General features: G+C 66.5%; 10 protein-coding genes. 3 read left to right on the plus strand and 7 right to left on the minus strand.

Annotated features, from left to right (window positions below; translation table 11 throughout):
- Positions 1-127: 127 nt before the first annotated feature.
- Both pncB and pncA read right to left on the minus strand, forming a co-directional pair.
- Positions 128-1,420, minus strand: a complete 1,293-nt coding sequence (pncB, locus tag BLV97_RS05365) for a nicotinate phosphoribosyltransferase (protein ID WP_035842936.1) — start codon at positions 1,418-1,420, stop codon at positions 128-130.
- Positions 1,421-1,422: 2 nt separating this feature from the next.
- Complete coding sequence (gene pncA, locus BLV97_RS05370) at positions 1,423-2,031, minus strand: bifunctional nicotinamidase/pyrazinamidase (protein ID WP_035842939.1); 609 nt, start codon at positions 2,029-2,031, stop codon at positions 1,423-1,425.
- Between the two features lie 226 nt (positions 2,032-2,257).
- On the opposite strand from pncA, the gene trhO reads away from it, so the two are divergent.
- From trhO to BLV97_RS05385, 3 genes are all read left to right on the plus strand, one after another.
- Positions 2,258-3,169, plus strand: coding sequence for an oxygen-dependent tRNA uridine(34) hydroxylase TrhO (gene trhO, locus BLV97_RS05375; RefSeq protein ID WP_035842942.1), 912 nt, complete (start codon positions 2,258-2,260; stop codon positions 3,167-3,169).
- Positions 3,170-3,401: 232 nt separating this feature from the next.
- Positions 3,402-4,526, plus strand: a complete 1,125-nt coding sequence (locus BLV97_RS05380; protein WP_035842990.1) for an efflux RND transporter periplasmic adaptor subunit — start codon at positions 3,402-3,404, stop codon at positions 4,524-4,526.
- 10 nt (positions 4,527-4,536) lie between these two features.
- Positions 4,537-7,626, plus strand: coding sequence for an efflux RND transporter permease subunit (locus BLV97_RS05385; RefSeq protein ID WP_035842944.1), 3,090 nt, complete (start codon positions 4,537-4,539; stop codon positions 7,624-7,626).
- Between the two features lie 8 nt (positions 7,627-7,634).
- Here BLV97_RS05385 and BLV97_RS05390 read toward each other — a convergent pair whose 3' ends face one another.
- The 5 genes from BLV97_RS05390 to rfbA all read right to left on the minus strand — a co-directional run bounded on the left by BLV97_RS05390 (position 7,635) and on the right by rfbA (position 12,768).
- Positions 7,635-9,272 (minus strand): MFS transporter, encoded by a 1,638-nt coding sequence (locus BLV97_RS05390; RefSeq protein ID WP_035842993.1) that lies wholly within the window; start codon positions 9,270-9,272, stop codon positions 7,635-7,637.
- 156 nt (positions 9,273-9,428) lie between these two features.
- Complete coding sequence (gene rfbD, locus BLV97_RS05395) at positions 9,429-10,280, minus strand: dTDP-4-dehydrorhamnose reductase (RefSeq protein WP_035842946.1); 852 nt, start codon at positions 10,278-10,280, stop codon at positions 9,429-9,431.
- Entirely contained in the window at positions 10,277-11,317 is a 1,041-nt protein-coding gene (gene rfbB, locus BLV97_RS05400) for a dTDP-glucose 4,6-dehydratase (protein WP_035842947.1), read from the minus strand. The genes rfbD and rfbB overlap by 4 nt, the downstream gene beginning before the upstream one ends.
- Positions 11,314-11,889 carry a dTDP-4-dehydrorhamnose 3,5-epimerase gene (gene rfbC, locus BLV97_RS05405; protein ID WP_035842949.1) on the minus strand — a complete coding sequence of 192 codons (576 nt, stop codon included), beginning with the start codon at positions 11,887-11,889 and terminating at the stop codon, positions 11,314-11,316. Before rfbC ends, rfbB begins: the two co-directional genes overlap by 4 nt.
- Positions 11,890-11,895: 6 nt before the next feature.
- Positions 11,896-12,768 (minus strand): glucose-1-phosphate thymidylyltransferase RfbA, encoded by an 873-nt coding sequence (gene rfbA, locus BLV97_RS05410; protein WP_035842951.1) that lies wholly within the window; start codon positions 12,766-12,768, stop codon positions 11,896-11,898.
- Positions 12,769-13,241 lie beyond the last annotated feature (473 nt).

Consider the following 13,241-nt stretch of genomic DNA (forward strand, 5'->3'; position numbering starts at 1 on the left):
GCCATTGCGGACTTTGCCATCGGCGCAAGCCCTTTGCGCGCCGGCTGCCGCTTATCCTGCTATACCTCGCGATTCCGCTACTGGCGCTGGCGACTTATCTGGTGGTGCGGCTGACTCGATCGTCGCGTCAGACGACCACTTCGATCGGCGTCTGGCTGCCGACGCCGAACACCCGTTTGTAGCGCGCCACCTGATCGGCCGGACCCATCGCCTTGTTGGGATTGTCCGAAAGCTTGACCGTCGGGCGTCCGTCCGCGCTGACGGCCTTGCACACCAGGCTGAAGGGCGCCAGCGCGTCGCCCGGCACCAGCCCACGGAAATCATTGGTCAACAGCGTGCCCCAGCCAAAGCTGATCCGCACCCGGCCGGCGAAGCGCCGGGTCAGGTCCTCGATCCGGTTCACGTCGAGCCCGTCGGAGAAGATCACCAGCTTCTCGCGCGGGTCCTCGCCGCGTTCGCGCCACCAGGCGATGGCGGCCTCGGCCCCGGCCACCGGATCGCCGCTGTCGATGCGGATCCCGGTCCACGAGGTCAGCCAGTCGGGCGCATTGTCGAGGAAACCCTCGGTGCCGTAGGTGTCGGGCAGGATGATGCGCAGCATGCCCTCGTGTTCCTCGTGCCAATCCTCCAGCACGCGATAGGGCGCCTGACGCAGCTCCTCGTCAGTTTCGGCAAGCGCGGCATAGACCATCGGCAGTTCATGCGCGTTGGTGCCGATCGCTTCCAGGTCGCGGTTCATCGCGATCAGGCAGTTCGAGGTGCCGACGAAGGCGCGGCCCAGCCCTTCTTGTAACGCCTGCACGCACCAATCCTGCCACAGGAAGGAATGCCGGCGCCTAGTGCCGAAATCGGCCAGCCGCAGGTCGGGCACCTGTTTCAGGCGCTCGATCTTCTCCCACAGCTTGGTCATGGCGCGGGCATAGAGGATCTGCAGTTCGAACCGCCGCATCTGGTGCAGCACCGCGCGAGAGCGCAGCTCCATCAGCACGGCAAGCGCCGGGATCTCCCACAGCATCACCTCGGGCCAGGACCCCTCAAATGTCAGCTCGTATTGCCCGTCGCGCTTTTCCAGGTGGTAGGGCGGCAGTTGCAGGTTCTCGAACCATTCCATGAAATCGGGGCGGAACATCTGGCGCTTGCCGTAGAACATGTTGCCGCGCAGCCAGGTGCTTTCGCCGCGCCCAAGCCGGAGCGAGCGGATGTGATCGAGCTGTTCGCGCAATTCGCCTTCGTCCACCAGTTCGGCCAGGCGGATGCCGCTAGAGCGGTTGATCAGGCTGAAGGTCACCTGCGTGTCCGGCCGGTTACGGAAAATCGACTGGCACATCAGAAGCTTGTAGAAATCGGTGTCGATCAGCGAGCGCACGATCGGGTCGATCTTCCACTTGTGGTTATAGACGCGGGTGGCGATGTCGACCATTCTCAGCCCTCCAGCACGACGCCGGCGGCGCGCATGGCGTCGCGCGCGGAGGCGAGGCTGCCGTCCAGGTCGATCGCGCGGCAGGCGCTTTCGATCACCGTGACGCCATAGCCGAGCCGCGCGGCGTCGAGCGCCGAATACTGCACGCAGAAATCGGTGGCGAGGCCGACCATCGTCAGCCGCTGTACGCCGCGCGAGCGCAGGTAGCCGTCAAGGCCGGTGGGGGTTGCGTGATCGTTCTCGAAGAAGGCGGAATAGCTGTCGACGCCCGCGCGGAACCCCTTGCGGATGATCAGATCGGCGGCGTCGGTGTTCAGTTCGGGGTGGAAATCGGCGCCCGGGGTGCCGATGACGCAATGGTCGGGCCAGAGCACCTGATCGCCATACGGCATCTTCGTCATGCTGAAGGGCGCCGCCCCCGGATGTGACGACGCGAAGGAGCCATGCCCCGCGGGATGCCAATCCTGGGTCAGCACCTTGGCCCGATAGTCACGCATCAGGGCGTTCACCTGGGCCACGATCTCGTCGCCGCCCGCCACCGCAAGCGCGCCGCCGGGGCAGAAATCGTTCTGGATGTCGATCACGATCAGCGCGTCGGTCGTGGGGTGCATGGCAGTCTCCTTGTCGAGAACGGCCTAGGGCGCGGAGGGGCGGGCGTCAATGGTGCGGGGGACCCCGCGATGGTGCCGGGGGGCCAGCCCCCCGGACCCCCCGGAGTATTGACGCCAAGATGAAGGAAAAGAACGCCTGTCCCTTCATCTTGGCAAAAATACTCGAATCCGGCCTTTGCCGCGCGCCCGGCTTGCCGGATCGGTGCGCTGCCGCTAGCAAGGCGCCATGATCACCGTCGCCGCGCTCTATCATTTCAGCCGTTTCGCGGACCCGGCGGCGCTTCGGGCGCCGCTGGCGGAACTTTGCGCGGCGCAGGGCGTGCGCGGCACGCTGCTGCTGGCGGGCGAGGGGATCAACGGCACCATCGCGGGGCCGCGCGCCGGGATCGCGGCGGTGCTGGCCCATATCCGGGCGCTGCCGGGTTGTGCGGGGCTGGAGTGGAAGGAAAGCGCGGCGCGTGAAATGCCCTTCGGCCGGATGAAGGTGCGGCTGAAACGCGAAATCGTCACCATGGGGCAGCTGCAGGTCGATCCGCTGGCGGGCACGGGCACCTATGTCGACCCCGCCGACTGGAACGCGTTGATCGCGGCGCCGGATGTCGCGGTGATCGACACCCGCAACGAATACGAGGTGGCGATCGGAAGCTTCGAGGGGGCGATTGACCCTGAAACATCCAGTTTTCGCGATTTCCCTGCGTGGTGGGAGGCCAATCGCGATCGGTTTCACAACACGCGTATCGCGATGTTCTGTACTGGCGGAATTCGTTGCGAGAAGGCGACGAACTACCTGATCGGGCAGGGGGTCGAGGAGGTGTTCCACCTCAGGGGTGGCATCCTGAAATACCTTGAGGATGTGCCCGAGGAACAGAGCCTGTGGCGTGGGGAATGTTTCGTCTTCGATCAGCGGGTCAGCGTGGGGCACGGCCTGGTGCCGGGCGATTACCGAAGCTGCCATGCCTGCCGGCGACCGGTGTCGCCGGCCGACCGGTCCCACCCGGATTACGAAGCGGGGGTGCAATGCCCCGCCTGTGTCGGGGAATATTCCCCGGCCGACCGCGCGCGGTTTCGCGAACGCCAGCGGCAAATGACGCGCGCTGCCCGGGTCGGGCGGTCGCATCTTGGGCCGGCAGAGGGCTGATCGTCATCGCATGGCCACGCGGGCCGACAGGCCGGATCCGGCACATGTCCGAGCCCTGGTGCCATCCTCTGGAGCCTCGGCATGACGTGGCGTAATCCAATGTGCAAACGAGTAACATTTTGGGCCTGCGACGGGCAGGCGTCTTGACCGCGTACAAATTAGACACGACTTTGCGATCAAATGTGAGGGGCGTTCCGGCGCTATGCCTCAGCGCGCCGCGGGAAAGTTCTTCATGCCTGGTCATATTCGCTACCATCGTCTTGCCGCCCTCGTCGTCCTGGTTGTCGCCGGGGCCTGGGTGGCCACCGGCAAGTTCTCGGCCGTAGGCAGCGAGGAGGCGCGGGCTGCGCAGAAATCTCCGGCCCCGGCCGCAGCGGGTTCGGCCGCTGGCGGCGCACAGGATCTGCCGACCGTCGCGGTGACGGCGCCGGTCTATGAAGATCACAGCCGCGAGATCGTGATTTCCGGCGCGACCGCGCCGGACAAGGCGACGACGCTGGCGGCGCGGGCGGCGGGAATTATCCATGCCCTGCCGGTACGCAAGGGCGCGCGGATTGCGAAGGGCGCGCTGGTGATGCGGCTCGAGGGCCCGGAATTCGCCGCCAACGTCGCCACCGCCGAGGCGCTTCTGGCACAGCGGCGGCGCGAGCTGAGCGTCGCCGAGAAGCTCAACAAATCCGGCAATACCTCGGACACGGCGCTGACCGCGGCGCGGTCCGCCCTGGCGGCGGCCGAGGCGCAGCTTAGCCAGGCCAAGGCCGCCGCCGACCGGCTGGAGCTAAGCGCGCCCTTCGACGGCGTGGTCGGCGACGTGCCGGTCGAGCTGGGCGAATGGGTGCAGGCGGGGACGCCGATCGCGAAGCTTCTGTCGCTGGACCCGATCGTGGTGAAGGCCGAGGTCAGCGAGACCGATATCGGGCTGATCCATGTCGGATCGAAGGCGCAGGTCCGGCTGATCGACGGCCGTCGGCTGCAAGGCAAGGTGCGCTTCGTGGCCGCCGAGGCCTCGGCCAAGACGCGCACCTTCCCGGTCGAGGTGGCGCTGTCCAATCCGGGTGGACAGATCCCCGCGGGCATGACGGCCGAGCTGACGCTGTTCGCGCCGCCGGTGCAGGCGATCTCGGTGCGTCGTTCGGTGATCACGCTGTCGGGGGACGGCACGCTGGGCGTGCGCGCGGTGGGCCCCGACGACGTGGTGAAATTCATCCCCGTCAAGTTGATCGACGACACGCCCGACGGGCTGATCATCACCGGCGTGCCGCGGGGGATGCGGGTGATCGTGTCGGGGCAGGACATGGTGAAGGACGGCGCGCGCGTGACCGCGGTCGCCCAGCCCGCCGGCAAGCCGCTGGAATGAGGCACGCGCCATGAAGCTTGTCGAAACCGCGATCCGCAACGCGCGGCTGACGATCTCGGTCCTGGTGTTCCTGATGATCGCCGGGGCGATGGCCTATGTCTCGATCCCGAAAGAGGCCGAGCCCGACGTCCAGATCCCGATCATCTACGTCTCGATGAGCTATACGGGCATTTCGCCCGAAGACAGCGAGCGGCTGCTGCTGCGGCCGATGGAAAGCCAGCTGAAGAACATCAGCGGCATCAAGAAGATGACCTCGACCGCCTACTTGGGCGGCGGCAACGTGCTGATCGAGTTCAACGCCGGGGCCAATCTGGACAAGGCGCTGACCGATGTGCGCAACGGCGTGCAGGACGCCAAGCCCAAGCTGCCCGACGGCACGGATGAGCCTCAGGTGCATGAGGTCAACGTCTCGGAATTCCCGGTGCTGGTGGTCACGCTGTCGGGCGACGTGCCGGAACGCGCGCTGACGCTGGCGGCGCGGGCCCTGCGCGACCGGCTGGAGGAAGTGCCGGGCGTGCTGGAGGCCAAGCTGCAGGGCGTGCGCGACGATGTGGCCGAGGTGACGATCGACCCGGCGAAGCTGTCGTCCTACGGGCTGCGCGCCGATCAGCTGATCCAGGGGGTGACGGCGAACAACCAGCTTGTCGCGGCCGGCGTGCTGGAAGGCCGCCAGGGCCGCTATGCGATCAAGGTGCCGACACTGATCGAGACGATCAACGACGTGGCCAACCTGCCGCTGATTGCCGAGGGCAACGCGATCGTGCGGGCCAAGGACATCGCCACCGTGCGGATGACCCAGAAGGATCCCGAGACGATCACCCGGCTGAACGGCAAGCCCGCGGTGGCGATCGAGATATCAAAGCGCGTGGGATCGAACCTGATCCAGACCGTGGACGCGGTGAAGGCGGTGACCGAGGCCGCGACGCCGCTGCTGCCCAAGGGCACGGTGGTCACCTTCTCGCAGGACAAGTCCGACAATATCCGCCAGCTGCTGTCGGATCTGCAGAACTCGGTGCTGACGGCGGTGATCTTGGTGTTCATCGTGATCCTCTTCGCGCTGTCGGGGCGGGCCTCGCTGCTGATCGGTCTGGCGATCCCGGCGTCCTTCCTGATCGGCATTCTCGGCCTCGATCTGGCCGGGCTGACGGTGAACATCGTGGTGCTGTTCAGCCTGATCCTGGCGGTGGGGATGCTGGTCGATGACGCGATCATCGTCACCGAATACGCCGAACGCCGGATGAGCGAGGGGATGGACAAGCGCGAGGCCTTCGCGCTGGCGTCGCACCGCATGGCGGGGCCGGTGATCGCGGCGACCATGACGCGGGTGGCCGCGTTCTCGCCCTTGCTGTTCTGGCCCGGCGTCGTCGGCGAGTTCATGAAGTACATGCCGATCACGCTGATCGCGACGCTGTCGGCTTCGATGCTTTACGCGCTGGTCTTCGCGCCGACGCTGGGCGCCATCGTCGCGCGCCCGGTGAAAGGGACGGCGACCCATCGCGATGGCCTTTACATGAAGCTGGTGGGCCGGGCGATCCGGCATCCCTGGCTGGTGATGACGCTGGCGGTGGCGGCGCTGGTCGCGGTTCCGGTGGCCTATGGCAAATACGGCAAGGGGGTGGAATTCTTCCCTAATGTGGAACCCGATTACGGCCTGCTCTATGTCCATGCGCGCGGCAACCTGTCGATCGACGAGAAGGACGCGCTGGTCCGGCAGGCCGAGGACCGCATCCTTGGCTGGCCGGGGATCAAGACGGTCTATACCCGGTCGGGCAAGGCCGGCGGGCAGGGCAACGATGTGGCCGCCGACGTGATCGGGGTGATCCAGTACGAATTCGTCGACTGGCGCCAGCGCAAGCCCGCGAACCAGATCCTCGCGGATCTGCGCAAGGTGATGGTCGGCATTCCGGGGGTCGATGTCGAGGTTTCGGTCCCGCAGGCGGGGCCGCCCACCGGCAAGGCGATCCAGGTGCGGCTGACGGCGGTGGATCCGGCGCTGTTGCCGGCGGCGGCGCGGCAGGTGGCGGCGAAGCTGCGCACCATGCCCGATGCGATCGACGTGGACGATGGCCTGCCGCTGCCCGGCGTCGACTGGGAACTGAAGGTCGATCGCGCCCAGGCCGCCCGCTACGGCATCACGCCCGGCGCGATCGGGGCAATGGTGCGGATGGTCACCGGCGGGCTGAAGCTGTCGGAATTCCGGCCCACGGGGGTGGATGACGCCGTCGACATCACCCTGCGCCTGCCGCGCGAACAGCGCACGATCTCGGAACTGGATCAGCTGCGGATTGCCACCAATGCCGGGCCGGTGCCAATCTCGAATTTCGTGACCCGGGTGGCGGCGCCGACGGTGGGCACGCTGACGCGGATCGATGGGGTGCGTGCGGTGACGGTGCAGGCCAATATCCCAGCCGGTGTGCAACAGGATCCGGTGCGCCAGGAGGTTGCGAAGATGGTCGCCGGGATGGGGCTGGAAAAGGACGGCGTGCGCTGGAAGATGGCCGGTGCCGATCAGGACCAGAAGGATGCGCAGGCTTTTCTGGGCAAGGCCTTCCTGGCGGCGATGGCGCTGATCTTCGCGGTGCTGCTGGCGCAGTTCAACCGCTTCATCTCGGTCGGGCTGGTGCTGTCGGCGGTGGTGATGAGCACGATCGGCGTGTTCCTGGGCCTGATGATCATGGGCCAGCCCTTTGGCGTGGTGATGACCGGGATCGGGATCATCGCGCTGGCCGGTGTGGTGGTGAACAACAACATTGTGCTGATCGACACCTACGACAAGCTGCGCGACGGCGGGATGGCGAAGGTCGAGGCGATCCTGGAAACCTGCCGCGAACGCGCGCGCCCCGTGGTGCTGACCGCGCTGACCGCGATCCTGGGGGTGTTGCCCATCGCCTTCGGGCTGAACCTGGAACTGCTGGGGCATGAGACGACTTATGGCGCCCCCTCCACGCAATGGTGGATCTCGCTGTCGTCGGCGATCGTCTTCGGGCTGGCGTTTGCGACGGTGCTGACGCTGATCGTGACGCCTTCGATGCTGATGCTGACATCGCGCGACGGACAGCGAAAATGGCGCTGGTTCGGCTGGTTGCGGCGGCGGCGCTGATCGCCCCGTCAGGGCCCCAGCGCCGCGCCGGTGGGATCCTTCAGGCGCAGGCGCTCTTCTGACGGGACGGTCTGGCGTTCGATCATGCGGTGGACGCGGGGGCGCCCCGGGCCCTTGTGCAGCGCCAGAAGCCTTTCATAGACTTCGGCATCGGCCTGGGTGCGGCGCTCATTGTGGCGGACATAGTCCGTCCAGGTGGGGACGTGGTAGGTCTCGGTCCAGATATCGGGGTTTTCCAGATCGCGCAGCAAGGCCCATTGCTGGGCCCCGTCGCGGCGGCGGATGCGGCGGCGTGCGCTCATGACCGCCAGGAAGGCCGGCACGTCCTGTTGCGCGATCTCGTAATCGACCATCACCATGATCGGGCCCGATTGCGGCTTGATGTCCAATCGCAGCATCGGTTCCGAAAAACGCCCCAGCGGGTCAAGGTTCAGCCCGCCCAGCTCTTCCAGCGGCCAGCGCAGCCCGACCAGCACACCGATCACCAGCACCGCCGAGGTGCCCGTCAGCGCGGCGGGGATGCCGTGGACCTGTGCCACCAGGCCCCAGATCCACGCGCCCGCCGCCATGCCGCCGAAGGTGGCCGTCTGATAAAGCGCCAGTGCCCGGCCCACGACCCATCGCGGCGTGGACAGCTGCACGGTGACGTTGAACAGCGACAGCGCCAGCACCCAGCTGGCGCCCGCGACAAGAAGCACCAGGCAGTCGATGGCGAACAGCGTGCTTTGCCCCAATGCGAAGGTCGCCACGGCAAAGCCGGCGAAGGCGCCGCGCACGACGGTTTCGTTCGAAAACCGCGCCCGGATGCGGGCGTTCGAGAAGGCGCCCAGGATCGCGCCAACCCCGAAGGCGCCCAGCAAAACGCCATATCCCAGCGCGCCGGTCTTCAGCAGCTCGCGCGCCACCAGCGGCAGAAGCGCCAGCACCGACACCGCGGCGACCCCGAACAGAAACCCCCGCCCCATCAGCCGCAACAGATGCGGCGACATCGAGACATAGCGCAGCCCGGCGCCGATCGCGCGGCCGAGCGGTTCTCGCGGGAGGGAGCGGCGCGCGGGTTCGGGATGCCAGCGGAACAATGCGAAGATCAGCATGACATAGGAAACCGCATTGACCGCGAAGGCCATCGCCGCCCCGGCCGCCGCCACGATCGCGCCGCCGATCGCCGGCCCGACCGAGCGCATCATGTTGAACCCCATCGAGTTCACCAAAACCGCCTTGGATAGATCCTCCTTGCCGATGATGTCGCCCATCGAGGCCTGCCAAGAGGGGTTGTTCAGTGCTTGGCCGCAGCCGATCAGGAAGGTGAAGGCCAGAAGCGTGTAGGGCCCGAGCATCCCCAGAAAGGCCACCACCGCCAGGAGCGCCGAAATCCCCAGCATGAAGATCTGCGCGGTCAGCATGATCCGGCGGCGCTCAAACGAATCGGCCAGCGCGCCGGCGGGCAGGGCGAAGAGCATGATCGGCAGGGTGGTCGAGGCCTGGACCAAGGCCACGAGCGCGTGGGAATCGGTCAGCGAGGTCATCGCCCAGCTGGCGCCGACCCCCTGGATCAGCCCGCCCAGGTTGGACAGCAGCGCCGCCGTCCACAGCGCGCGAAAGGCCGGATTCCGAAATACCGCCAGAAGCGACGGGCGCTCAGGCACGATCATCTCCTTTTTCTCTGCGTTCTTCCCGGATACGCCGCCTCGGGTACGGCGGCAAGACGGGCCGTCAGCGAGGGGTTGTGAGGCCGCTGGCGTATTTGGGGAACAATGAAAGGGGAAAGCTCGCCCCGCGGTTCCGTCCAGTTTGCCGCGCGGTCAGGGTTGGCGCAACTCTTCCAGCACCTGCGCCAGCCCCTGCCGCCAGTCGGGCCGGTCGATGCCGAAGGTTGTGCTGATATCGCTGCAGTCGAGGCGCGAATTCAGCGGGCGCGGCGCGGGGGTGGGATAGGCGCTGCTGGGGATGTCGGTGACGGCACAGGCCAGTCCGGCCCGGGCGAAGATTTCGCGTGCGAAATCGGCCCAGCTGACATCGGGCGTGCCGCTGAAATGATAGGTGCCTGCACGCCCGGGATCGCGCAGCAGCCCCTCGGCCATGGCGAGCAGCGCGGCGGCGATATCGGCCGCCGGCGTCGGCCCGCCGATCTGGTCCGCGACGACGTTCAATGCGTCACGCTCGGCCCCGAGGCGCAGCATCGTCTTCACGAAGTTCGTGCCGTGGCGCGAGAAAACCCAGGACGTGCGCAGGATCGCATGGGTCCCCGCCGCCAGCCGGATGCCCATCTCGCCCGCCAGCTTGCTGCGCCCGTATGCCCCCAGGGGCGCGGTGCGGTCGCCCGGTTTCCAGGGCGCGCGGCCGGACCCGTCGAAGACGTAATCGGTGGAAACATGCAGGAAGGGCAGCCCCCGCCCCGCGGCCGCGCGGGCCATGGCGGCGGGCGCCCGGCCGTTGATCGCGGCGGCGGCTTCGGGTTCGGCTTCGGCGCGGTCGACCGCCGTATAGGCGGCGGCGTTGATGATCGCCTCGGCCGGCGTGTCGCGCACGATCGCTGCGCAGCGGTCAGGGTCGGTCAGATCCGCCGCAGCACGGTCCAGGAAGGTCGCGCCCGGCGCAATGCGGGCCAGTTCCTGGGCCAGCTGCCCGGTCTTGCCGAAGATCAGAAGCCTCATGCCCGGGTTCCCAGGCGTTCGCCCACGCCACCGCGGGTTTGCAGTGCGCGCCACCAGGGCTCGTTCTCCAGATACCAGCGCACGGTGCGGCGCAGCCCCTCCTCAAGCGTCACCGAGGGGCGCCAGCCGAGTTCGGTCCGGATGCGGGTGGGATCGATCGCATAGCGCGCGTCATGGCCGGGACGGTCGGCGACGAAGGTGATCTGATCGGCATAGGGCGCGGCGGCGGGGCGCATCTCGTCCAATAGCGCGCAGATCATCCGCACCAGGTCGATGTTGCGGGCCTCGTTCTCGCCCCCGATGTTGTAGCTGCGCCCGACCGCGCCGTTTTCCAGCACCGTCAGCAGCGCATCGGCGTGATCCTCGACATAGAGCCAGTCGCGGATGTTCTGCCCCGCGCCATAGACCGGAATCGGCCGGCCGGACAGCGCATTCAGGATCACCACGGGGATCAGCTTTTCGGGGAAATGATAGGGGCCGTAGTTATTCGAACAATTGGTCAGTAACGTCGGCAGGCCATAGGTTTCATGCCAGGCGCGGACCAGATGATCCGACGCGGCTTTTGACGCCGAATAGGGGCTGCGCGGGTCATAGGGCGTGTCTTCGGTGAACTGGCCGCTGGGCCCGAGAGAGCCATAGACCTCGTCGGTCGAGATATGGTGGAAGCGGAAGCCCGGGGGTTTTCCGGCGTGCGTCCAGTAGGCCCGGGCGGCCTCGAGCAGGTTGTAGGTACCGGTCACGTTGGTCTCGATGAAGGCGCCGGGGCCGTCGATCGAGCGATCGACATGGCTTTCCGCGGCCAGGTGCATGACCGCGTCGGGCGCATGGGTGGCAAGGATCCGGTCCAGCGCGGCGCGGTCCCGGATGTCAGCCTTTTCAAAGGTATAGAGCGGGCTTTCCGCCGCCGCTGCGACATTGTCCAGGCAAGCGGCATAGGTCAGCGCGTCAAGGTTCACCACAGCGTGCCCGCGCGTCACCGCCAGCCGCACCACCGCAGAGCCGATGAAGCCCGCGCCCCCCGTGACCAGCAGCTTCATTCCCCGCCCCCATAAACGAACGGCGAATCGAAATCCCGCATCAGCTGTGCGGCGGCATCCTTGGCCGAGAGGACCGCCAAGCCCGGATCGATGCCCCAGTCGATGCCGATCATGGGATCGTCGAAGCGCACCGCGCCATCGCAGTCCGGGGCGTAGTAGTCAGAGCATTTGTAGATCACCTCGACCTCATCCGTCAGGGTGAGGAAGCCGTGCAGAAAGCCTTCGGGGATCAGCAGTTGCCGGCCGTTTTCGAACGATAGTTCGTGTGCGGTCCAATGCCCGAATGTGGGTGATCCCTTGCGGATATCGACGGCGACGTCTAGGAGCCGCCCGCGCCCGCAGCGCACCAGCTTGGCCTGGGCATGTGGCGGGGCCTGGAAATGCAGGCCGCGAATGGTGTTCTTCTTCGCCGAAAGCGAGTGGTTGTCCTGCACGAAGTCGATGTCGAACCCCGCCGCCGCCATCGCGGCGCGGTTCCAGCTTTCCGAGAAGAAGCCGCGCGCGTCGCCGAACCGGTCGGGGGTGATCAGCTTGACCTCGGCCAGTGCCGTGGGGTCGATCCTGATGGCCATGTGTTCCTATCCCTCGAGCAGCCGCATCAGATAAAGGCCGTAGCGGTTCTTCTGATAGCGTTCCGCCTGGCTGCGCAGCATCTCTTCGTCGATCCAGCCCGCAGCGAAGGCGATTTCCTCTGGACAGCCCGATTGCAGGCCCTGCCGGTCCTCTAGCGTGCGCACGAAATTGCCCGCGTCCAGCAGGCTGGCGTGGGTGCCCGTGTCGAGCCAGGCGATTCCGCGGCCCATCAGCTCGACCGTCAGGCTGCCCTCGTCCAGATAGCTTTCCAGCAGCGTCACGATCTCCAGTTCGCCGCGCGGCGAGGGGCGCACTTCGCGCGCCCTGTCCGGGGCCGTGCCGTCCAGGAAGTAAAGCCCCGTGATCGCGAAATTGGACGGCGGCCTGGCGGGTTTCTCGACCAAAGCGCGCACCTTGCCGCCAGCTTCGAATTCCACCACGCCGTAGCGTTCGGGATCGGTGACGCGATAGCCGAAGACGGTGCCGCCCTGGGGCAGCGCGTCCGCGCGGCCAAGAATTCCCGACAGGCCGTGGCCGAAGAAGATATTGTCGCCCAGAACCATCGCGGAAGGCGCGCCGTCCAGGAAATCCTCGGCCAGCAGATAGGCCTGCGCCAGACCATCGGGAGAGGGCTGAGGGATATATGTCAGACGCAGGCCCCACTGGCTTCCGTCGCCCAGCAGGCGCTGAAATTGAGCCTGATCCTGTGGTGTGGTGATGACCGCGATCTCGCGAATTCCGGAAAGCATCAGAACGCTGATCGGGTAGTAGATCATCGGCTTGTCATAGATCGGAAGCAGCTGTTTCGACAGCCCCATCGTCACGGGATACAGCCGCGTCCCGGACCCTCCTGCGAGGATTATTCCCTTGCGGTTCATGACCGTCCTTTCGCTTCCTGCCGCTCGTGACACCCTGGCATTAGCATATACATGGCCCGGACATTGCGAGAAACCGTGTTCGTCCGTGTCGCGATACGATGGGCGCCGCGGCGCCCTGCGCCCGCGACCGGTGCCGAGGACAACCACCGCTGTCGCCCAGGGTTCCTCGTGGCCGCGGCGGCGGGAATATTTTCATCCTTCAGTTGTATTCTGCGAGGGTCGATCTGGTGCGATTTTCTGCGTCGGGTCTGCGGCTTTTATCCTTTCGCTGTGTGATTTCTGCATCCTTGTGTTGTGGTATGTGGTGTTGGTTTTTGTTTTGTTTGCGTGTTGTGATTGGCATCTTGCGGCTTGTTCTCTATCCACGGACGGGAAGAGCGGCAGAGAGGGTGACCCGGGCTTCCGGCGCGGTCGGTCGGGCCTTGGTTTGAGAGCAACGATGCAGGCAGAGAGCGAGCGGGGATATCTGTCGC

Origin of the sequence: Allgaiera indica, assembly GCF_900106675.1 — a bacterium.
GTDB lineage: Bacteria > Pseudomonadota > Alphaproteobacteria > Rhodobacterales > Rhodobacteraceae > Acidimangrovimonas > Acidimangrovimonas indica.